Below are 18,946 nucleotides of genomic sequence, written 5' to 3'. Positions count from 1 at the left end.
GCAGGATGGTGTTTATGGATGGGCGCGTGCGAAGCTGTTTGCAAAAGGCCTGCTATTCGACCTTGTGAAAAGATGGTTGCTGCGCCTCCCACTCCGCCGGAAACCCGTCCAGCAACCGCCCCAGCGTCACCTCTGGCCCCTGCCGCCCGTCCAGGATCGCCTCGACGATGTCCGGCGCGAGCAGCGTGAGCCGCAGGACGCGGGTCATGTATGAGGGTGCGATGCCTTCGCACTCGGCCAGTTCGGCGATGGTGGCGAACTCGCCCGATTCCAGCATCCGTTTCCATCGGAAGGCGCGGGCGAGCGCCTTGATCAGGGTGCTGTCGGTCCTCTGCGGCACCGGCGCGCCGTCGGGCAGGTGCACCTCCTTGCGTCCGCCGCGTTTGACCAGACGGAACGGGACGTGCAGCATAATAGTGTCGGGTGTGGCGGCAGGTTTCATGCGGCTTCTCCCAAGCCGCCGGCCATCATCTCATGCGCAAGACCGCGCAACCCATCCACCCGCATCCGGATGTCGAGCCCCTCGGTGCCGATGTCGATCCGCTCGACCAGCAGCGCCACAATGCGCGCCTGCTCGGCAGGGAAGAGTTCGTCCCACAGCGGGTCGAGCTGTTGCAAGGCGGTCCGGGCGTCGGCCTCGGTGATGTCGTCGGCATGGGCGCGCGCCGCCTTCCATGTCCCCGCCACGATCTCTGGCTGGCGGAACACCGCGCGGAGCCGGTCGATGACGGCGGCCTCGATCTCGCCCGCGGGCACGCGGCCGATTGGACACGATCCGGCGCCGTGTTTCAGCACGGTCTGGCTGACATAGTAGCGGTAAAGCCGATCTCCTTTGCGCGTATGGCTTGGCGAAAACGAAGCGCCGTCTGGCCCGAACAGCAGACCCTTCAGCAACGCGGGCGTGTCGGCGCGAGTCCGGGCAGCCCTCTTGCGGGGGCTCTCCTGCAGGATTGCATGCACCCGGTCCCACGTCTCGCGGTCGATGATCGCCTTGTGCTCGCCCGGGTAGCTCTGCCCCTTGTGGACCGCCTCGCCGATATAGGCGCGGTTGTTGAGCATCCGGTAGAGGTACTTCTTGTCGATCCGGTTGCCGCGCGGCGTGCGAATGCCGCGCTTTTCGACCTCGCGCGCCAGTTCCGTCCCCGAGCCGATTTCGAGGAAGCGGGCAAAGATCCAGCGGACATGCTCGGCGCGCTCGTCATCCACCACCAGCTTGCGGTTCTCGACCCGGTAGCCGTAGGGCGGCACCCCACCCATCCACATCCCCTTCTTCCGACTGGCGGCGACCTTGTCGCGGATGCGTTCGGCCGTCACCTCGCGCTCGAACTGGGCGAAGCTGAGCAGGATGTTCAGCATCAGCCGCCCCATGGAGGTGGTGGTGTTGAAGGACTGCGTCACCGACACGAAGGTCACGCCGTTTCGGTCGAATACCTCGACCAGCTTGGCGAAGTCGGCGAGCGAGCGCGAGAGCCGGTCGATCTTGTAGACGACGACTACGTCCACCAGCCCGTCCTCGATGTCGGCAATCAGCCGCTGCAGGCCGGGCCGGTCCAGCGTGCCGCCGGAGATGCCACCATCGTCATAGCGGTCGCGCACCAGCACCCAGCCCTCGGAGCGCTGGCTGGCAATGTATGCCTCGCAGGCCTCCCGCTGGGCGTCGAGGCTGTTGAACTCCTGCTCCAGCCCTTCCTCGGACGACTTCCGCGTGTAGATCGCGCAACGCTGTTTCCGGACGATGGGCTTGGTCATGTCCGCGCCCTCCGGTTCTTCAGGCCGAAGAACACCCAGCCGTTCCAGCGCGTGCCGGTGATGGCGCGCGCGATCGCCGAGAGCGACTTGTACGGCCGCCCCTGCCACTCGAAGCCGTCCGTGGTCACGGTGACGACGTGCTCGACGCCCTGCCATTCGCGTATCAGCCGCGTGCCGGCGATTGGCATGGTGTCCGCGCGGACGCGGCTCTTCTTGCGGTCGCCGCCGTCGAGTTCTTCGCCGAGCCGTTCGAGCTGCCGGATGGTCTCGGGTTTCAACCCGCCATAGGCGAGCTCCTGGATGCGGTAGGCCAGCCGGCTTTCCAGGTAGCGGCGGTTGAAGGGCGGCGGCGCGCTGTCGAACAGCTCGCGCCACTGGGCCTTCAGTTCCGGCGTCTTCATGGTCTTGAGCGCGGCGAGCCGCGCGAGGATGGGATCGTGCGTGTTCATGCGGTCCTCCGGTCGGTTGGACCTGCACTACCGCTCTGGTCGCGTGAGTTGTGTAGCGGAAATTCTCCCTTCTCCCCAGAGAGTTGCCCGTTCTCCCGCATTCGCAGCCTGACCAGCCCGGCCGCCAGCAGGCGGCAGAGCTCCGTCCGGCGTTCGGCCGGGGATAGCAGGTCGGGTGGCAGGGGGTTGGGGCGTTTCATGCGGCGGCGCGGCCCATGTCGCGGAGCACCGCCGCGCGGATTGCGGCACGGTTCCAGCGGAAGTTCAAATGGCAGTTGGCGGCGTATTTCGACAGTCCGAAATCCATGCCGCTGGTCTCGAAGCCCGCCCGTTGCAGCAGTTCGATCTGCCGCATGCTGGCCGGATCGTTGAGCCAGCGCCTGCTCTTGGCGGCGGCACTTGAGGTCTCGGTCATGCGCAGGAAATCGTCGGCCGCGGCCAGTGCCTGCACCCGCGTGCCCACCGCAAGGGGGCGGATCGCCTGGCCCCTGGGCCGGCCGAGCGCGTGCCAGAGCGTGCCATCGTGGAACACGCCGGCCCAGCCCTGGAAACCGCTGGCCATCAGAGCCTGGCCGTCGCCATGAAGGTCACACCAGAAGAAGGGAGAGCGATCGAGAAGGTCGATCTCGGTCATCTCGAAGGTGGTCAGCAGACGTTTCTCGCCGATCTCGCGAGTGAAGACGTGGCCGCAGAGATCGCAGATGGAGGCGCCAAGCGGCAGCTCTGCCTCGCAGGACGGGCAGGTCTTCCACGGGCGCTCGCCGGTCGGTGTCTCGTCCTCGTCGAGGTCGATCTCCTGCTCGAGCGTGCCATGGCGGAGCGCCGCGCCCGCGAAATCCAGCACGATGCAGTCGGTCTTGACGATGCCGGGGAAGCGTTCGGGATCGACCCGGCGCAACCCGCGTCCGACCGCCTGAATGAAGGTGCCCTTGTGCAGCATGGGGCGCAAGATACCGATGCAGCCCACGGGCTGGCTGTCGAAGCCTTCCGTCAGCACCATGCAGTTGGTGAGCACCCGAACCTCGCCCCGGTCGAAGCGGGCGATGAGGTCCGCGCGCGCCCGCGCCGGCATGTCTCCCGTGATCGTCTCCGCCGAAACGCCGGCGGCCCGAAACGCTTCGGTCACCGCTTGGGCATGGTCCACGGTCGCGCAGAAGAAGATCGTGCGCCGGTCGGCGGCCTTGTCCGTCCAGTGCTCGACCACGGCCTCGGTGAGCACGGCGCGATTGAGCACCTTGTCCGCCTGGCGCATGTCGAAATCGCCGGCGGTGCTGTCGATGCCGGACAACTCGTCCTCGATCCCGAGGTCGATGGTGAAGGTCCGGGGCGGGACCAGCAGGCCACGCGCGATGAGCGTGCCGATCCGCAGGTGATAGCCGACATTGCTGAAGGTCTTCCGCAGGCTTCGGCCATCGCCGCGGCCGGGCGTGGCGGAGAGGCCGAGAAGCTTCAGGTCCGGATTGGCGTCGCGCGCATGGGCGAGGATGGCCTGGTAGCTCGCGGCGGCCGCGCGGTGGCATTCGTCGATCACCAGATGGCTCAGCTTGGGCATGGAGGCACGGCGGTGTTCCCGGGCGAGCGTCTGCACGCTGCCGAAGATCACCTGGCTGTCCCAGCAATCCCGCTCCGCCTTCACCACCGACGTGTCGAGGCCCGAGATCTGGCTGATCGCCGAGCGGTTCTGTTCGATGAGCTCATCGGTGTGCTGCAGCACGAGCACCCTGGCATCGCGGTCCCGCTCGGCCTGTTCGCCGAGATAGAAGCCGGCGATGGCCGTCTTGCCGGCTCCGGTCGGCAGCACGAGCATGGTATTGCCATGTTCGGCCGTGCGGTCATGGGCGGCGTCGACCGCCGCCCGCTGATAGTCGCGAGGGATCATGGCGGCCTCCCTCAGCGCGCCCAGAAGGGTGCGCCGCTGGCGGAAGGCGCCGCGGGAGCGGACGGCGCCGGGGGCGTCTGCGGCGCGGGCGGCACCGCCATGCCGGCCGAGGGCGCGGCCCCCATGACGGCGGAATATTGCGCGTGCTCGGGGCCGATCGCCGCCTTGATCACGTTGCGCCCGGCATCGTCGGGGTTGTTGCGGTCCTTCTCGACGCCGACCCGGGCCACGAAATCGAGCCCGTTGAGATCGCCGAGGCTGCGGATCATGCGCGCCGCCCGGGCCGCCTCGGACTGATCGCTGGCCTTGATGCCGCGCGCCGATTCCAGAATGCCGCGGATCAGCGCCCGGCCACGGTTGGCATAGGTGTCCTCGCCGCGCTCGTTGACGCTCTTTCCCTTGAAGCCGATGCGCGTGTAGATGCGCCGCCGCGCATGCGGGCCTTCGAGCACGACGGCTGCGGTGTTGAGATAGAGCGCAGAACTGGTGCGGCTCTGGGTGAGCCAGCCCTCGGGGCCGGCGCCGCCGGGGCGAATGGTCAGCGTCACCTTGACGAGGGTGTTCGCCGGGATCAGGTCGAATGCGGCGTCCTGGGCCTCGGCGCCGTTGAAATCCATGTTGTCCGCCATGGGTCAGGCTCCTTTCGTCGTGGGATTGGTCTGGGCCGGCTGCTGCGGCAGATCGAAGTCGAGATCGGCGCTCGCCTGCGCGCCGGAGCCCGCACGAATCTTCGCCATCAGGCGGCCGAGATGGGCCTGCTCGATCATCGAGAGCCGGCCGCTGCGGTCTTTCGCCGGAAAGCCGAAATCGTTGATCGTGGTGCAGACGAAGGCGCGGAACGGTTCACCTTCCTGGGGGCGGATTTCGGCAAGGGTGATGACCTCGTCGACGATGCCGGGCAGTTCGAGGCCGGTTTTCGAGCCTTCGATCTGCATCGCGAAATACGGCTTGCCGAAGTCGTCGATCTTCCGGTCGAGCAGGCCCACGAGCCAGATGTTCTTGCGCGGCGTGTGCTGCAGATGCGTAAGCCAGCCGATCATTTCCTGGCCCAAAAGCCCGTAGGCGCCTCGCAGGTCGAGCTTGCCGCTGCGGTCCGAGTGCGCCTGCGGCTGCCCCTTGCACCATTGCATGCAGATGCGCGAGGCGACGGAGATCGAGTCGACGAAGATCGTGTCGTACTTGTCGAGCAGGGAGGGATCGCCGAAGGCGGCGCAGACGCGGTCGTAGTCGTGCTGGCTGTAGGGCTGATCCTCGCGCATCGCCGGGTTTGGGCCGCCGATCCAGCAGGCGAGATCGCGGGCGCGCTCCCAGTCGCGGACCCGGATTTCGTCGCCGGGCCAGCCCTGAACGGCGAGTTCGCCGGCCTCGAGATTGACGAACAGGGTGCGCTCGGCATCGAGCGTCCAGAGCTGGCTGGTCTTGCCGATGCCGGAGATACCGGTCAGCACCCCCTTGATGCCGCGCGTCTCGCGCAGGCGTTCGTCGGCGGTGATGATCTTCAGCGGGGCGGGTTGGAAGGGCGCGCTCATTTGCGCGCCTCCAGATCGCGGGCGGCGGCCGCGACGGCGTTGTCGCTACCCTTGGCGCCCTGACGCCGCGCCATGCGCAGCACGTCCTCCAGCGCCATGATGGTCTGGCCGAGGCCGCGGCGTTCTTCCTCGAGCGCGACGAGGGCAAAGGCAATGTCGTCGACGCTTGCGCGGTCCACCGGACGGGTGCGCGCGGCGCGTTCCGCCAACGGAGGGATCGCGATGGTATCGGGAAATGACGCCGACCAGTGCGACTGGCGGAGTTTTGTGAGGGGGGATTTGAACATCTGCTGCTCCTTTTCGTCTTGCCCAGGGATCGTCCGTAAGGTGTCGGCTGCCGGGCCCGACGCCGCCCTGGAGCTCGCGGTCGGGGTGTTTCCCTGAGGGTCTTTCATTCCCCCGAAGGCCCGGCATGAATTGGCTTGAGTGCTTGCCCTCACTTACCGGCGCGGGGCCGCAACTGTCGGGGCCGCCTCGAAATACCCGTCGAGGCCCATCTCCGTGGCGATCGCGCGGATCCTTCCCAGCCGCTCGTAGATGGTGCTGCGATGCACACCGAGCGCGCGCGCCGCCTCGGAGATGCTGAGCTGGCTGACGGCCATCGCGACCTGCCGCGTCGCCGGGCAGAGCGCGGCCAGGAGCCTGCCCACGTCGCCGCGCAGGCCGGGGCCATGGGCGATCAAAAACTCGTCGACCGGATCGAGCGCCGCGGCTTCGGGCAGGACGTCGGAGAGGGTCAGGCCCCCATCGTCATCGCCGACCGGCGCGTCGATGCAGAGCATGGCCCGTTCGGCGCGCATCGCGGCGGTCGCGCTCGCAAGCGTGGCCACGCGGTTGGCGACGATGCGATCGGCGAATGTGTCGAAGGAAGACTTCGCCGGATCGAAGTTCTTCGCGCGCCTGATGAGATCGAGGCGCAGTTCCTGCTCGATGTCCTCGGCATCGAGCCCCGGCACGGCGCCCGAGCGTGCCAGGCGCGCGGCGCGGATGCGGATATTGCGGGAAATGCGGGTGGTGGGATCGGTAAGCTGTTGAAGCTGCTCCATGGTTTTCGCCTTCGTCCAGGTGGACGGGCACGCGGCCCGAGTACCCGGCTCCGGCGAAATTTCGCTGGGACGGCGGTTGGAGCGGCTTCCTTGCGATGAAAAACCGCCGGCGAGCCTTGCTCCCCGGCGGTTTCATGGCGCAGATTTTTTGAGATTTTCTCAGCGGTGCCCGGCGAAATTTCGTCGGGAGATGCCCGCGACGCCCTGCTTCAACCCGCTGCCATCGATGGCAAACTTCGCGACATAGTGCCCGGCATCGTCGCCGATGGGGTCCTCGGCGATCCCGGTGAAGGCAGTGAGATGTTCGCTCACGAATTGCTTGTGCTTCTGGGCGCTACTGTTGCCCACGGGGATACGGCCGCCGTGAAGCGCGAAATGGCGCAGCCACTCCCACGGGAGTCGTGCCTTGCCCGTACGCTTGTCCGCCATACCGATATCGGCGGGCGCAACGGCGCGATGAACGCCCGGCCCGCTCAGATTGAAGAGCTCGTCATTCTCGAATGCGATCCGGATCGACGACCAGGTCGTCCCGGGCGGCAACGCCAGCGCAGGCGGCCTCGATGCATCATCGTCGGAGCCCGGAAGCTTCACGATGAGATCGTGAAAGATCGTACTGAGATCGAATCGAGGTGCGAGCGTGGTTCGCGGGTCCCATACCACGACATCGTCGAGCAGGAAGATGCGTGCGCCCTCGACGGTCAGCCTCGTAGTCAGGTCAGCATCAATGACCGAAGCATAAGGGATCAGTACCGCCTTTGGGCCGGGCGTTCGAAATACAGGCGCCAGATCGGTGAAGGCCAGGGGATTCCCGTTTTCGGCGAGCCCGAGGAATATGGCGAACCCGACGCCCGCCCGAACATCGTAGCGTCCGAGCGTGAGTACGTGCTTGGGAACAGTTGCCGCGGTCGCGTCTTGCAGGCCAAAGGCGCGGATCAGAGCGGAGGCGAGCTTGCCACGGTGAAGCACGAGAATCCGAACGTCATCCTTTTCGAGACGGAGGGTATCGCAACGCTGCGGAACATCGCCGCAATCCGCACGGAACCTGCCGTCTGGCAACGCAACAAGGTTGCGAAGGCAGCCGTTTTCGCTCGATCGGGGACACACAAGGTTCTCGGCCAAATCACCGGTTCGTTGCAACAGCGCCCCTGCGATGGCCCAGTCGGCGCCGAGTTGTCGTACCCAGTCGCATTGCGGAGCCGCACCGCCAAGCGTCTCAAGCGCCTGCCAGAACCGGCTCGTCCTCATCGATGACATCCGTTTCTCGATTGATGTTGAAGAACCCCCGCTCACGCAACCAGGCCTCGACCTGTTCTGCGTCCGAATCCCGGTCGTAGCGCGCCGAGTCGAGGCGGATGTGAACGCCGCGCTCGCGACTCGAATCGTCAAACAGGAAGCCGAACTTGGCAGAAGTGATCTTTCCACGCGACAGTGCATCCTGCCATCGCGTTCCGAGAGACCGGTAGAGGTGAGATGAGCGCCGAATGTCGATTTGCGGGGGATCACCCGGAATCACGCACACGACTTCTAGCAGGCGGACGCGCGTCACGCCTTCGATATCGCCGCATTTCAGTATGTCGGGCCCGACCGTCCTGATGGGTGCAAGGGTGAAAACATCCCCTTCGCCGAAGTAGTTGGACCTGCCGAAGACCAATTGGCCGATCGTTTTGCGGTAGAGATCGCGCTCGCCCTTGGTCTCTGCGTTGATCCCGAGCAGGTCCAACATCGCATCGTAGATGACAACGTCGTGCTTTTGCGGCCGGTAGAAGGCGGCGCCGGATTCCCCGTCTTCCTCGTGCTTGCCTTCCCGAACCGCGGCCTTCCCGTGCCGGATGACCAGCCAGAATTTCCGTTCACGGCTGAAAACGAAGGCCCGCACGCCCTGGCCCTTGCGGCGTTCGTCGAACCACGGGTTCATGATTTCGGCCATCTGAGCAAGATGCGCTTCCGTCACCTCCGGAAGGTCGTTCTTGTCGCCGTGCCTGCCTGGATAATACTGAAACGCCGACTTGTTGAAGGCGATGGCCCGGACCGTCCTGGCCTCCAGAACGCTGGGCCGTGCGAGGTGGATCTGCACGGCTACATCGGCAGTCGTGGACTTTTCGGCGGGCGCAATTGCGATCCCCTCCTCGGCGGCGCGCTCGAGCAGCCACTCGAGGGTTTCGTCCGACGCGGCCTCGTCGATGTAATAGAGACCGTTCATCAGCTCCGTCGGCATGCCGGGATCGTAGGTCAGAAGAACCTTCGCCAGATCGTTGTGCGGGAACTCGTCCTCGGGATCGGTCGGGAAGGTAAATTTGCGCCGCGCAAAGTATTCCCGCCACGGGTTGAGAAGATTGATCAGGTGAACGTTTGCAATCCGTTTCAAGCCGTCCGGCCGGATGAATACTTTTGGATTGAATGATGCCATGCGCGACTCCGCTCCAGGATGAATCGGGGGGAGTTCAGGCTATCGACGGAACCCCGTTCATTCAAGCGTTTGTTCACGAAATGTTCTTGATGAGCCATCCGACAGGCCGAGAGCCGCGCCGGTATGTGAGGAAAGGCAGCTGGAGCTTTTCCCCATGATCGCAGTTTTCGATCGCGCCCGGCGCGATCCCATCCCCTCGTTTCTCACCCGTCTCGCGCGCATCGCGGGAGGCGTTTCATGATTGATCCGGACGCGCGCGAGCGGCAAGCGCTTCAAACCGCCATGAAATTCATGGGCGAGCTGATGGCCGAGATCGGCTGGGCGACCCGTTTCAACGAACTTTCGGCCGAGCAGGCCCAGGCGCTCGCCGAGGCCGCCATCGACGGCTTTCAGGAGGCCATGGCCGCCTCGACGCCGAAGACCGACCTGGAGGTTCCGTTCTGATGGCGGCGCTTCTGGACTTCAACCATCGGGAGAAGAAGCCCGATTTCGCGGATGCGGTGAACGCCCTCATCGACGCCGCCCTGACAGCCGAGAATGCGGGCCGACCTGCGCGCGACTATCTCGGGGGCAGCCGGCTGGGCGATGCCTGCCAGCGGCGGCTTCAATACGAATACCTCAAGGTGGCGAAGGACGACGGCGCGGACTTCACCGGGCGCTCCTTGCGCATCTTCGCGCTTGGTCATGTACTCGAGGATCTGGCCATCGACTGGCTGCGCAAGGCCGGCTTCGATCTCAGAACGCGCAACCGCCATGGCGAACAGTTCGGCTTCTCCGCTGCGGGCGGCCGCCTGCAGGGGCATGCCGATGGCGTCATCGTGGCGGCGCTGAACGGCATGGCAGTTCCGGCGCTCTGGGAGTGCAAGTCGGCCAACGCGAAGAACTGGCGCGAGATCGGCAGGCGCGGCGTGGTCAAGGCCAAGCCGATCTATGCGGCGCAGATCGCGCTCTACCAGGCCTATCTCGGGCTCACCGAGGCGCCGGCGCTCTTTACCGCGATCAACAAGGACAGCTGCGAGATCTGGCACGAGCTGGTTCCGTTCGATGCCGAACGGGCGCAGGCCGCCAGCGACAAGGCGGTCCGCATCCTGCGCGCCTGCGACGCGGGCGAACTGCTGCCCCGGCACACGGAGGATACCGAGCATTTCGAATGCCGCTTCTGCGCCTGGAAAGAGAGGTGCTGGGCATGACGGACGCGCCACTGAACACCCCCGACACGACACCCGTTCCCGATCGCGACATGATCGCGACCTACGCAAGCGCGGTGTTCGGCTATTGCGAGCATCTGGTGCCGGTGCGGGCGCTGGCAGAAAAGGGCGCGGCGGACGCCCCCCCGCACACGCCGTTCCTGCCCGCCGACGACACGCTCGCCGAAATGCTCGCGCGTCAGGCGGACTGGGCGGCGGGCGCGGGCATGGCGCTCTTCGTCGTGCCAGGCACGGTCGAAAAACCCGGCGATGCCCGCGCCGAGCACATCGTGCAGACGCAGGTCGTGCTGGTCGATCTCGACCATGGCGACATCGCAGCGAAACGCGCCCATCTCGAACACCATGTGGGACGGCCCACGCTGGTCGTCGCCTCGGGCGGCGTGACGGCGGAGGGTCAGAGCAAGCTGCATCTCTACTGGCGCCTGACCGAGCCGGCGGAAGGCGAGGACATCGCCCGCGTTTGCCGGCTGCGGCAGACGATTGCCGCGAAGGTCGGCGGCGATCCGGCCTTCAAATCCGCCCATCAGCCGATCCGGGTCGCGGGCAGCATCCACGCCAAGGGCGGCAGTCGGCGGCTCGTCGAGATCGTCGGTCACGCCGAGATTGATCACGACCTTGGCGAGCTCACCGAGGCTATCCTGGCGATGCCGCCGATGGAGGGGCTTTCGGATGACACGCTCGATTTCAACGGCGCAGGTCGTGGAGGCGACACGGTTCCGGAACTGTTCGGGCGCCCCGTTCGCGAAGGCGGCGTTGACGGCACGACCCGCTTCGATGCGCTGTCGCGCGTCATCGGCTACTGGATCCGTCGCTGCCGCGAGGGGCATGTCACGCCGGGCGAGGCCTGGGACGAGATCAAGGCCTACAATCTCGCCCGCATCGATCCGCCCTGGCCGGAGGACAGGCTGAAACGCGAAGCCGAGCGTCTGTGGCAGCGCGATCTCGAGCGCAATGGGGCCTTCGACGATGATCTTCCTGAAGGCACCGATGGCGGTGGCGGTGACAATGATGGCCCGACGCCCGTGCGTTTCAGCGAGGACGCGCTGGCGGCGCGCTTTGCCGAACGGCACGCCGATCGCTGGCGTTACGTGGCCGGATGGGGCCAGTGGCTCACCTGGACCGGGGCGGTCTGGCGGCGCGAGGACACGTTGCAGGCCTTCGATCTTGCGCGCCAGGTCTGCCGCGAGGCGGCGGTGCGCGCGCCGTCTGGGCGCATTCGCACCAAGCTCTCCTCGGCGGCGACGGTGGCCGCCGTCGAGCGGCTTGCCCGCAGCGATCGCAGGCATGCCAGCACGACCGAGATCTGGGACCGCGACCCCTGGCTTCTGAACACCGGCGACGGCGTGATCGACCTTCGCACCGGCGCGCTATCCGCCCACGATCCGCAGCTCTTCATGACCAAGATCGCGGGTGCGGCCTCGAAGGGCGCCTGTCCGACATGGGAGGCGTTCCTTCACACGGTCACGGGCGGTGACGCAGAGCTTCAGGCCTATCTGCGCCGGATGGCCGGTTACTGCCTGACCGGCGTGACCACCGAGCATGCGCTCTTTTTCCTTTACGGCACCGGCGCCAACGGCAAATCGGTCTTTGCCAACACGCTGACCGCGATCATGGGCGATTACGCCACCGTCGCGGCCATGGACATGTTCATGGCCACCCATGGCGACAGGCACCCCACCGACATGGCGGGGCTCCGCGGCGCGCGGATCGTGACCTCCATCGAAACCGAACAGGGAAGCCGCTGGGCGGAAAGCAAGCTCAAGGCGCTCACCGGGGGCGACAAGATCACCGCCCGCTTCATGCGGCAGGACTTCTTCGAGTTCATCCCGCAGTTCAAGCTGCTGATCGTCGGCAACCACAAGCCGTCCATCCGCAACGTGGACGAGGCGATGAAGCGACGGCTGCACATGGTGCCCTTCACGGTCACCATCCCGCCGGCCAAACGCGACCGCCGCCTGTCCGACCGGCTTCTGGCCGAGCGTGACGGCATCCTCGCCTGGGCGCTCCAGGGCTGCCTCGAGTGGCAGGAAACCGGGCTGCGTCCGCCCGAGGCCGTGATGGCCGCGACCGAGGATTACTTCGAGGCCGAGGACGCGCTCGGTCGCTGGATTGAGGAGTGCTGCGATGTCGGCAGCCCTTCTTACGAGTCCGGATCGACCGAGCTTTTCAACAGCTGGAAGAACTGGGCCGAGGCGAACGGGGAGTACGCCGGCTCGATGAAGCGGTTCTCCGAGACCCTGAGTGCCCGCGGCTTCGAAAAATTCAAGACCAGCACGGTGCGCGGATTTCGCGGGATCGCCGTGAAGGACAACAAGACCGACCTGTTCGAGGGGGACTACAATGACCAGTAAAACAAGGGAAATGGCGGATGTGGCGGGTTATGACCATATAACCGTCACGCGTGCGCACACGCGCGCCCGTGAGAGGTTTACCGAACAACCCGCCACATCCGCCACAACCGCCACCGAAGCGAAGGCCACGAATGGAGACGTACTCCCCGACACGGTGCTTGCGCTCGATCTCGGCACCACGACCGGCTGGGCGCTGCACGGGCATGACGGGCTGATCACCAGCGGCACGGTCTCGTTCCGGCCGAGCCGTTTCGACGGCGGCGGCATGCGGTATCTGCGCTTCACCAACTGGCTGACTGAGATCGACCGGATGTCGGGGCCCATCTCCACCATCTGGTTCGAGGAAGTTCGTCGCCACGCCGGCACCGATGCGGCCCATGTCTACGGTGGGCTCATGGCCACGCTGACCGCATGGGCCGAGCTGCGCGGCGTGCCTTACGAGGGCGTTCCGGTGGGCACCATCAAGCGCCACGCCACCGGCAAGGGCAATGCGGCGAAGCAGGCGATGATCGACGCGGTTCGCGCCCGGGGCTTCGACCCCGCCGACGACAACGAGGCCGATGCCATCGCGCTGCTGCTCTGGGCCATCGAGACGAAGGGAGGCATGGCATGATCCGTCCCGCGATCCTCGAGGAAGCCGCCCATGTGCTCGAAGCCCGCGCCGAGACCTACGGGCCGGCGACGGATGCCCTGCGCGCCATCGCGGCGCGCTGGTCCCTCACGCTGGGCGTGCCCATCAGTCCCGCGCAGGTGGCGCTCTGCATGATCGACCTGAAACTGGCGCGGCTCGCGCATGACCCCGCGCATCGCGACAGCCTTGTGGACGTGATCGGCTACGCGGCGCTGATGTCGGAGGCGAGACGATGAAGACCATGCGCTTTACGCCTCCGGGCTATGGCGGGCGCCGCCGCGATCCCGAACAGGTCAAGCGCGACGGCTGGCGCGAACAGGGCATTCTGGCGGTGTCCGTCGACGACGAGCGGCTGACCTGGCCGGAGCGAGAGCTTGTGCGCCAACTGGGCGACCGCCTCTACGGGCCGCGCGCCGCCGATGACGGAGGGCGTCATGGATAGATGGACACCCTCCCTTGTCGAGGCCCGCCTTTCCGAGGCGGCCTTCGTGCTCAAGCGGCTGCCGGAACCACGACTTCGGGGGTATTTCAGCACTTGGCCCGAGATCATTCACAGCTTTGCCGACAAGGTGGGCCAGGAGCCGAAACGGATGCGCGTGCTGCCCTCGCCGCAGGCGATCAGCCGGATGGAGGAGACGCTGTCCTGGACGGTGGGCCTCGACCCCGTCGACGGCAAGATCGTCTGGCTGCGTGCCTACGGCTATCGCTGGCGCGAGGTCTGCCGCGCGGTCGGCCTTCAGCGCGCCTCCGCCCATCAACACTGGGTCTATGCCCTGTGTCTGATCGCGCACCGGCTGAACAACCGCCGCCTCAATCCACGGCTGTCCATGCAGCAGGTCATCGACCTCGCACGCGCCGACGACCCGGCGCTGTGAGCGTTCTGAAGCCGAGCGTATTTTTTTTCCAGACACTTTTGCGATCCCGCCGGTATGTGAGGGGTAAGTTCGATCGGTGCGCCGGAAGGCCACCCAGCCAAGGCCACGGTTCCTTCTGGGCCGAGATCGTATGCTGGCGGGCTTGGCGCGGGATTTCGCCAGCGACAGGGCCGGATTTTTGGGAAGCCACCCGGAATCCGGATCCACCCCGGCGCCGTAAAATCGTCGTAACATCAAAGACATGACCGGACAAGCGGGGTGGATACCCCGTGGATGCCGGAGTCCAGCGGGCAAGCCGGTGGACTCCGCCCCGCCGGAATCCGCCACCACTCACGGAACACCGCCCATGACGCTGAGCTTCGCCCCCGAGCGGATCGAGACCTGGCCTCTGGCCAAGCTCCAGCCCTACGCCAAGAACGCGAAGATGCACGGGGCCGACCAGGTCGCCAAGATCGCCGCCAGCATGGCCGAGTTCGGCTGGACCGTCCCCTGCCTCGTGAGCGAGGACGGCGAGCTGATCGCTGGTCACGGCCGCGTGCTGGCCGCGACGCAACTGGGACTGACCGAAGCGCCGGTGATCGTGCTCGGGCACCTGACCGAGGCGCAGCGCCGGGCTTATCGCATCGCGGACAACCGGCTGACTGAATCCCCGTGGGATGACGCGCTGCTGTCGGCGGAACTGCAGGACCTGCTCGCCGAGGACTACGACCTGTCGCTGGTCGGTTTCTCTGATGGCGAACTCGACAAGCTGCTGGCTTTCGATCTGGACGGTGGCGGTGAAGAAGAAGGTGGCGCCGGGGGCTCGGTGCCGCCGGTGACCATCCCCGAGCCGCCGCGCAACCCGGTGTCGCGGACAGGCGACCTCTGGATCCTCGGCGACCATCTCCTGCTGTGCGGCGACAGCACAAACCACGACGACGTGCGCCGCCTGATGAATGGCGAACGCGCGGTCCTGTTCGCGACCGATCCGCCGTATCTCGTCGATTACGACGGCTCGAACCACCCGACGCGGAACAAGGACTGGTCCGCCTCCTACGGCACGACCTGGGACGACAGCAGCCAAGGCGCCGAGCTTTACGACGGCTTCATCGCCGCCGCTGTCGCCGAAGCGATCACCGAGGATGCGGCCTGGTATTGCTGGCACGCCTCGCGCCGTCAGGCGATGCTGGAGGCCTGCTGGGAGAAGGCCGGGGCCTTCGTGCACCAGCAGATCATCTGGGTGAAGGACCGCGGGGTTCTGACCCGCTCGCATTACCTCTGGAAGCACGAGCCCTGCTTCATGGGCTGGCGGCGTCCGCACCGCCCGCCGAAGGTGGCCGAGGAAACGCTGCCCTCAACCTGGGAGATGCCGTCCTTCGCCAAGGACGAGCGACCCGACCATCCGACGCCGAAACCGCTCGACGCGTTCGGCATTCCGATGCGCCAGCACGTCGCGCGCGGCGGCCTTTGCTACGAGCCGTTCTCGGGCTCGGGTTCGCAGATCATGGCCGGCGAAGCCAACGGCCGCCGCGTCTACGCCATGGAGATCAGCCCGGCTTACGTCGATGTCGCCGTGGAGCGCTGGCAGGCCGGGACCGGCAAGGAAGCGATCCTGGATGCTGATGGTCGAACCTTCGCCGAGGTGAGAGCCGAGCGGCTGGGCGCTACCGCCGCCACTGGGGCCGATGCCGCTGCCTGATGGCCGTCTACTACAACGATGCCGATCCCGCGGCCTGCGCCTGGCTGCGGGAGCTGATCGCGGCCGGGCTGCTGCCGAACGGTGTGGTGGACGACCGGTCCATCCTCGAGGTGGAGCCCGCGGACCTGCACGGCTTCACGCAATGTCATTTCTTCGCCGGGATCGGCGGCTGGCCCTATGCGCTGCGCCTCGCCGGCGCGGCCGAGGATCTGTCCGTCTGGACCGGCTCGCCGCCCTGCCAGCCATTCAGCCAGGCTGGACAGCGCAAGGGACAGGACGATGACCGCCATCTCGCCCCGGCATTCCTGCGCCTCGTCGCCGCCTGCCGACCGAAGCTCGTCTTCGGCGAGCAGGTCGCAAGCGCGGCGGTGCTCGGAAAGGTTGGCAAGGCTGGTCGAGCGGCGACTGAAGGCAAGGCTGGCTGGGCGTGGTTCGACGCTCTGGCGGCTGACCTGGAAGCGGCATCTTACGCCGTCGCGGCGGCCGATCTGCCGGCTGCGGGCATCGGCGCGCCGCACATCCGGCAGCGCCTGTTTTTCGGCGCCGTCGCTCTGGAACCGGGCGGGCTGGGCGACAGCCTCGGCGCGGGATCACAAGGACGGATCGGAATGCCGGTCCGTCCCGATCAACGCGCTGCTCGGCCGGCAGGTCTGGCTGGCGGGCTGGCCGACGGCAATGGCGGGCTCGCCCGCGACGGCAGCGTACAACGCGGCGGGCAACACGGATGCAAGCCGCAGGACAGTGAAGCTGGTGGACTGGTCGAAAGCGCCGACCCCGCCGGGACCGATGCGACGGACGGCGTCTGGCGAGATCCGGATTGGCTCCTCTGCCGGGATGGGAAGTGGAGGCCCGTTGAGCCCGGAACATTCCCGCTGGCTGATGGGATACCCGGCCGCATGGGGCTCCTGCGGGGCTATGGCAATGCGATCGTGCCGCCGCTCGCGGCGGAGTTCGTGACAGCGTTTCTGGAGAGTCTGCGATGAAGCAGAGCCGCGCGATGTCGCTGGTCGAGGCGGCAACGAACGTCGTGGTCGGCTACGTTCTGGCCATCGCCACGCAGAGCGTCGTGTTCCCGTGGTTCGGGATCGAGACGGGTCTCGCGGAGCATCTGACCATCGGCCTCGCCTTCGTCGGCGTCTCGCTTGCGCGCGGCTACCTGCTGAGGCGCCTGTTCGAGGCGATCCGGATCCGGGGCGCGCAATAAAGAACCGCCGCCCGACATTGGGCGGCGGCAGCGAGATTTCGAAGTGCGGGACGTCAGTCGCGGGCGATGCGATAGACTCGTCCGCGCTGTTCGTCCTTCTCGGAGGTGATGGTCAGCCCGAGCTTCTTCTTCAGCGCGCCGGACATGGCGCCGCGGACGGTGTGAGCTTGCCACCCCGTTTCAGCAACGATCTCGTCGATGGTGGCGCCGCCCTCGGCGCGGAGCATCTCGATCAGCTTGGCCTGCTTCGTGCCTGCGCGCGGCGTGCGCGCCTTGGGTGCGCGGTCGGCCGCAGCGGGAGCGTCCTGCGGGGCCTCCGCACTCGGCGCTTCGTCGGCGCCCACGGGCGCGCTGTCGCCGCCCTCCGGCTCGATTCCGATGGCGGCAAGGCCAGCATCGGTGATGTGCAGGAGGATGGCGCAGCCGTCCTCGCCGTTGCGCCAGATCCGGTTGAGCGCAGGATCGGCCTTCGCGCGTTGGTCGGTCACGGTTTCGGCGATCAGCCCGCGCTTCATGAGCGCGCCGATCACTTCCTGCGCCGCACCTCCGCGCAAGCTGCCGGGCAGCGGCAGGACGTTGCGGTCCTCGCGCTGCGCGGCGGCGCCGAGGATCACGAGCTGGGTGTCGGAAAGTCTGGTCATCCGGGGTCTCCTTCATCGGGGCCGCGACCGTCGCGACCCTTCCACGACCCCGAGCCGCGCAGGACGCGCGGCGGGAGTTCCGGCTGGGCCGGAGATCACTCGGTGGGCGCATCCTCGCCGAAGGCGAATGCGCAAATGTCGCGCAGCCGCTCGGCGATATGGCCGAGACTGCCGACATGGCCCCAGTTCACCTCGTCGGGGCTGACATTGAAATGGTCGTCGCTGAGCGCCTGCAGCCGCGCGAGCATCTCGTCGATCTCGGCCTTGCGCGACACGAAGGCACCGAGCGCGGCATCGCGGTTGCACCGGGCTTTCTCGGCGCGGAGTTCGTGGCGGGGTGTGGTCTCGGGGTTCAGGGGGGTCATGGCTGGCTCCGGGTGAGTTGCGTCGTACTTGTGGGATGGAGGTTCGCTCCAGGCACCCCGCTTATCAACCGGATAAGAACTTGATTTTGAATAACAATCGATGCCGCCGATGCAGGGCATGAGCGAGCGCCAGTATGCCGCCCGCGTCGGCCTGTCACGGGGCGCGATCCAGAAGGCGAAGGCCGCCGGCCGGCTGGCGCTGCACGAGGATGGCAGCATCGACGCGGAGGCGTCCGACCGGCTCAGAGCCGAGGCGACCGACCCGTCGAAGACCAGGAAGGCGCCGAAACAGCAGAGGCTGAAGCCTGTGCCCGAGGCGGCCGTCTCCGCCGTCGGCGACACGCTGCGCGAACAGGGGCTGGCCGCGCCCACGACCGGCGGCGGCACCACCTTCCTGCAAGCGAAGACGGCGCATGAGGTGCTGAAGGCGCAGGAGCGGCGCATCCGGCTCCAGAAGCTCAAGGGTGAGCTCGTCGATCGGGCCCGAGCGGAAACGCTTGTGTTCCGGCTCGCGCGCGAGGAGCGCGACGCCTGGGTCAACTGGCCGGCGCGGGTGGCGGCAGCGATGGCCGCCGAACTGGCATTGGCGCTCGCACAGGCTGCGGATGCCGGAAACGCAGATGCACAAACTGCGGTCACGACCGCGCTGATCCAGAGACTGCTCGAAACCCATGTCCGCGCCCAACTCGACAGCCTCGCCGAGGTCCGGCCGAGGCTCGGATGACGGAGCGGAGGAATTCGACGGGGCGGAGGGGATTCTTCGGGCCTGGCGGAGCGGCATCCGGCCCGATCCCGACCTGACGGTTTCGCAATGGGCGGATCGCCATCGCCGGCTGGGAACCCGCGCAAGCGCCGAGCCGGGGCGTTATCGCACGGACCGCACGCCCTATATGCGCGAGATCATGGATCGGCTGAGCCCCGGCGATCCGACCCA

Annotated in this window: 23 protein-coding genes and 1 pseudogene; 12 read left to right on the top strand and 12 right to left on the bottom strand. The window is 66.8% G+C overall.

The features are described 5' to 3' along the window. Positions 1-52 precede the first annotated feature (52 nt). From F3H26_RS18005 to F3H26_RS17955, 10 genes are all read right to left on the bottom strand, one after another. Complete coding sequence (locus F3H26_RS18005; protein ID WP_223162568.1) at positions 53-442, bottom strand: hypothetical protein; 390 nt, start codon at positions 440-442, stop codon at positions 53-55. Then, positions 439-1,749 carry a recombinase family protein gene (locus F3H26_RS18000; RefSeq protein ID WP_149777356.1) on the bottom strand — a complete coding sequence of 437 codons (1,311 nt, stop codon included), beginning with the start codon at positions 1,747-1,749 and terminating at the stop codon, positions 439-441. Before F3H26_RS18000 ends, F3H26_RS18005 begins: the two co-directional genes overlap by 4 nt. Beyond that, on the bottom strand, positions 1,746-2,198 hold the full coding sequence (locus F3H26_RS17995) for a DUF2924 domain-containing protein (RefSeq protein WP_149777355.1): 453 nt from the start codon (positions 2,196-2,198) through the stop codon (positions 1,746-1,748). The genes F3H26_RS18000 and F3H26_RS17995 overlap by 4 nt, the downstream gene beginning before the upstream one ends. A gap of 196 nt (positions 2,199-2,394) precedes the next feature. Further along, positions 2,395-4,077, bottom strand: coding sequence for a DEAD/DEAH box helicase (locus F3H26_RS17985; RefSeq protein WP_149777353.1), 1,683 nt, complete (start codon positions 4,075-4,077; stop codon positions 2,395-2,397). Between the two features lie 11 nt (positions 4,078-4,088). Continuing rightward, positions 4,089-4,706, bottom strand: a complete 618-nt coding sequence (locus F3H26_RS17980; RefSeq protein WP_149777352.1) for a hypothetical protein — start codon at positions 4,704-4,706, stop codon at positions 4,089-4,091. Positions 4,707-4,709: 3 nt separating this feature from the next. Continuing rightward, positions 4,710-5,606, bottom strand: a complete 897-nt coding sequence (locus F3H26_RS17975; protein WP_149777351.1) for an ATP-binding protein — start codon at positions 5,604-5,606, stop codon at positions 4,710-4,712. Then, complete coding sequence (locus tag F3H26_RS17970) at positions 5,603-5,893, bottom strand: hypothetical protein (protein WP_149777350.1); 291 nt, start codon at positions 5,891-5,893, stop codon at positions 5,603-5,605. Before F3H26_RS17970 ends, F3H26_RS17975 begins: the two co-directional genes overlap by 4 nt. A gap of 153 nt (positions 5,894-6,046) precedes the next feature. Then, positions 6,047-6,652 (bottom strand): helix-turn-helix domain-containing protein, encoded by a 606-nt coding sequence (locus F3H26_RS17965; RefSeq protein WP_149777349.1) that lies wholly within the window; start codon positions 6,650-6,652, stop codon positions 6,047-6,049. 159 nt (positions 6,653-6,811) lie between these two features. Next, entirely contained in the window at positions 6,812-7,897 is a 1,086-nt protein-coding gene (locus tag F3H26_RS17960) for a hypothetical protein (protein ID WP_149777348.1), read from the bottom strand. Then, positions 7,866-9,059 (bottom strand): hypothetical protein, encoded by a 1,194-nt coding sequence (locus tag F3H26_RS17955; RefSeq protein WP_149777347.1) that lies wholly within the window; start codon positions 9,057-9,059, stop codon positions 7,866-7,868. The genes F3H26_RS17960 and F3H26_RS17955 overlap by 32 nt, the downstream gene beginning before the upstream one ends. A 237-nt stretch (positions 9,060-9,296) precedes the next feature. On the opposite strand from F3H26_RS17955, the gene F3H26_RS17950 reads away from it, so the two are divergent. The 10 genes from F3H26_RS17950 (at position 9,297) to F3H26_RS17905 (ending at position 17,006) form a co-directional block, all read left to right on the top strand. Further along, complete coding sequence (locus tag F3H26_RS17950; protein ID WP_149777346.1) at positions 9,297-9,503, top strand: DUF6511 domain-containing protein; 207 nt, start codon at positions 9,297-9,299, stop codon at positions 9,501-9,503. Then, complete coding sequence (locus F3H26_RS17945) at positions 9,503-10,249, top strand: PD-(D/E)XK nuclease family protein (RefSeq protein ID WP_149777345.1); 747 nt, start codon at positions 9,503-9,505, stop codon at positions 10,247-10,249. The genes F3H26_RS17950 and F3H26_RS17945 overlap by 1 nt, the downstream gene beginning before the upstream one ends. Next, complete coding sequence (locus F3H26_RS17940) at positions 10,210-12,618, top strand: phage/plasmid primase, P4 family (protein ID WP_223162567.1); 2,409 nt, start codon at positions 10,210-10,212, stop codon at positions 12,616-12,618. The genes F3H26_RS17945 and F3H26_RS17940 overlap by 40 nt, the downstream gene beginning before the upstream one ends. Further along, complete coding sequence (locus F3H26_RS17935) at positions 12,608-13,231, top strand: crossover junction endodeoxyribonuclease RuvC (protein ID WP_449421235.1); 624 nt, start codon at positions 12,608-12,610, stop codon at positions 13,229-13,231. Before F3H26_RS17940 ends, F3H26_RS17935 begins: the two co-directional genes overlap by 11 nt. Next, on the top strand, positions 13,228-13,485 hold the full coding sequence (locus F3H26_RS17930; RefSeq protein WP_149777344.1) for a DUF6378 domain-containing protein: 258 nt from the start codon (positions 13,228-13,230) through the stop codon (positions 13,483-13,485). The genes F3H26_RS17935 and F3H26_RS17930 overlap by 4 nt, the downstream gene beginning before the upstream one ends. After that, positions 13,482-13,691, top strand: coding sequence for a hypothetical protein (locus tag F3H26_RS17925; protein ID WP_394349792.1), 210 nt, complete (start codon positions 13,482-13,484; stop codon positions 13,689-13,691). Before F3H26_RS17930 ends, F3H26_RS17925 begins: the two co-directional genes overlap by 4 nt. Continuing rightward, positions 13,684-14,124, top strand: a complete 441-nt coding sequence (locus F3H26_RS17920; RefSeq protein ID WP_149777343.1) for a DUF6362 family protein — start codon at positions 13,684-13,686, stop codon at positions 14,122-14,124. The genes F3H26_RS17925 and F3H26_RS17920 overlap by 8 nt, the downstream gene beginning before the upstream one ends. Positions 14,125-14,470: 346 nt before the next feature. Beyond that, positions 14,471-15,802, top strand: a complete 1,332-nt coding sequence (locus F3H26_RS17915; RefSeq protein ID WP_149777342.1) for a site-specific DNA-methyltransferase — start codon at positions 14,471-14,473, stop codon at positions 15,800-15,802. Beyond that, complete coding sequence (locus F3H26_RS17910; protein ID WP_149777341.1) at positions 15,802-16,785, top strand: DNA cytosine methyltransferase; 984 nt, start codon at positions 15,802-15,804, stop codon at positions 16,783-16,785. Before F3H26_RS17915 ends, F3H26_RS17910 begins: the two co-directional genes overlap by 1 nt. Continuing rightward, positions 16,782-17,006: a DUF7220 family protein gene (locus F3H26_RS17905; RefSeq protein ID WP_149777340.1), complete on the top strand. Its 225-nt coding sequence runs from the start codon at positions 16,782-16,784 to the stop codon at positions 17,004-17,006. Before F3H26_RS17910 ends, F3H26_RS17905 begins: the two co-directional genes overlap by 4 nt. Positions 17,007-17,059: 53 nt before the next feature. Here the strand turns inward: F3H26_RS17905 and F3H26_RS17900 are convergent, their stop codons facing one another. Further along, the gene (locus F3H26_RS17900; protein WP_149777339.1) at positions 17,060-17,647 is read right to left on the bottom strand and encodes a DUF3489 domain-containing protein; all 588 of its coding nucleotides are present in this window, start codon (positions 17,645-17,647) and stop codon (positions 17,060-17,062) included. A 95-nt stretch (positions 17,648-17,742) separates the two neighbouring features. Beyond that, on the bottom strand, positions 17,743-18,012 hold the full coding sequence (locus tag F3H26_RS17895; RefSeq protein WP_149777338.1) for a hypothetical protein: 270 nt from the start codon (positions 18,010-18,012) through the stop codon (positions 17,743-17,745). A 109-nt stretch (positions 18,013-18,121) separates the two neighbouring features. On the opposite strand from F3H26_RS17895, the gene F3H26_RS17890 reads away from it, so the two are divergent. Together F3H26_RS17890 and F3H26_RS17885 are read left to right on the top strand one after the other, a co-directional pair. Further along, positions 18,122-18,736, top strand: a complete 615-nt coding sequence (locus F3H26_RS17890) for a hypothetical protein (RefSeq protein ID WP_149777337.1) — start codon at positions 18,122-18,124, stop codon at positions 18,734-18,736. Continuing rightward, positions 18,684-18,946, top strand: a pseudogene (locus tag F3H26_RS17885) (phage terminase large subunit family protein); the annotation flags it as partial. The gene F3H26_RS17890 and the pseudogene F3H26_RS17885, both read left to right, overlap by 53 nt.

Origin of the sequence: Ruegeria intermedia, from assembly GCF_900129345.1 — a bacterium.
GTDB lineage: Bacteria > Pseudomonadota > Alphaproteobacteria > Rhodobacterales > Rhodobacteraceae > Ruegeria > Ruegeria intermedia.
The sequence above is the reverse complement of the archived record's forward strand: the minus strand, read 5'-3'. Positions and strand labels throughout refer to the sequence as shown.

What these genes read in the sequence shown, in the direction of transcription:
- F3H26_RS18005 (WP_223162568.1), bottom strand. Translation starts at nt 442, where the DNA reads ATGAAACCTGCCGCCACACCCGACACTATTATGCTGCACGTCCCGTTC.
- F3H26_RS18000 (WP_149777356.1), bottom strand. Translation starts at nt 1,749, where the DNA reads ATGACCAAGCCCATCGTCCGGAAACAGCGTTGCGCGATCTACACGCGG.
- F3H26_RS17995 (WP_149777355.1), bottom strand. Translation starts at nt 2,198, where the DNA reads ATGAACACGCACGATCCCATCCTCGCGCGGCTCGCCGCGCTCAAGACC.
- F3H26_RS17985 (WP_149777353.1), bottom strand. Translation starts at nt 4,077, where the DNA reads ATGATCCCTCGCGACTATCAGCGGGCGGCGGTCGACGCCGCCCATGAC.
- F3H26_RS17980 (WP_149777352.1), bottom strand. Translation starts at nt 4,706, where the DNA reads ATGGCGGACAACATGGATTTCAACGGCGCCGAGGCCCAGGACGCCGCA.
- F3H26_RS17975 (WP_149777351.1), bottom strand. Translation starts at nt 5,606, where the DNA reads ATGAGCGCGCCCTTCCAACCCGCCCCGCTGAAGATCATCACCGCCGAC.
- F3H26_RS17970 (WP_149777350.1), bottom strand. Translation starts at nt 5,893, where the DNA reads ATGTTCAAATCCCCCCTCACAAAACTCCGCCAGTCGCACTGGTCGGCG.
- F3H26_RS17965 (WP_149777349.1), bottom strand. Translation starts at nt 6,652, where the DNA reads ATGGAGCAGCTTCAACAGCTTACCGATCCCACCACCCGCATTTCCCGC.
- F3H26_RS17960 (WP_149777348.1), bottom strand. Translation starts at nt 7,897, where the DNA reads ATGAGGACGAGCCGGTTCTGGCAGGCGCTTGAGACGCTTGGCGGTGCG.
- F3H26_RS17955 (WP_149777347.1), bottom strand. Translation starts at nt 9,059, where the DNA reads ATGGCATCATTCAATCCAAAAGTATTCATCCGGCCGGACGGCTTGAAA.
- F3H26_RS17950 (WP_149777346.1), top strand. Translation starts at nt 9,297, where the DNA reads ATGATTGATCCGGACGCGCGCGAGCGGCAAGCGCTTCAAACCGCCATG.
- F3H26_RS17945 (WP_149777345.1), top strand. Translation starts at nt 9,503, where the DNA reads ATGGCGGCGCTTCTGGACTTCAACCATCGGGAGAAGAAGCCCGATTTC.
- F3H26_RS17940 (WP_223162567.1), top strand. Translation starts at nt 10,210, where the DNA reads ATGCCGCTTCTGCGCCTGGAAAGAGAGGTGCTGGGCATGACGGACGCG.
- F3H26_RS17935 (WP_449421235.1), top strand. Translation starts at nt 12,608, where the DNA reads ATGACCAGTAAAACAAGGGAAATGGCGGATGTGGCGGGTTATGACCAT.
- F3H26_RS17930 (WP_149777344.1), top strand. Translation starts at nt 13,228, where the DNA reads ATGATCCGTCCCGCGATCCTCGAGGAAGCCGCCCATGTGCTCGAAGCC.
- F3H26_RS17925 (WP_394349792.1), top strand. Translation starts at nt 13,482, where the DNA reads ATGAAGACCATGCGCTTTACGCCTCCGGGCTATGGCGGGCGCCGCCGC.
- F3H26_RS17920 (WP_149777343.1), top strand. Translation starts at nt 13,684, where the DNA reads ATGGATAGATGGACACCCTCCCTTGTCGAGGCCCGCCTTTCCGAGGCG.
- F3H26_RS17915 (WP_149777342.1), top strand. Translation starts at nt 14,471, where the DNA reads ATGACGCTGAGCTTCGCCCCCGAGCGGATCGAGACCTGGCCTCTGGCC.
- F3H26_RS17910 (WP_149777341.1), top strand. Translation starts at nt 15,802, where the DNA reads ATGGCCGTCTACTACAACGATGCCGATCCCGCGGCCTGCGCCTGGCTG.
- F3H26_RS17905 (WP_149777340.1), top strand. Translation starts at nt 16,782, where the DNA reads ATGAAGCAGAGCCGCGCGATGTCGCTGGTCGAGGCGGCAACGAACGTC.
- F3H26_RS17900 (WP_149777339.1), bottom strand. Translation starts at nt 17,647, where the DNA reads ATGACCAGACTTTCCGACACCCAGCTCGTGATCCTCGGCGCCGCCGCG.
- F3H26_RS17895 (WP_149777338.1), bottom strand. Translation starts at nt 18,012, where the DNA reads ATGACCCCCCTGAACCCCGAGACCACACCCCGCCACGAACTCCGCGCC.
- F3H26_RS17890 (WP_149777337.1), top strand. Translation starts at nt 18,122, where the DNA reads ATGCAGGGCATGAGCGAGCGCCAGTATGCCGCCCGCGTCGGCCTGTCA.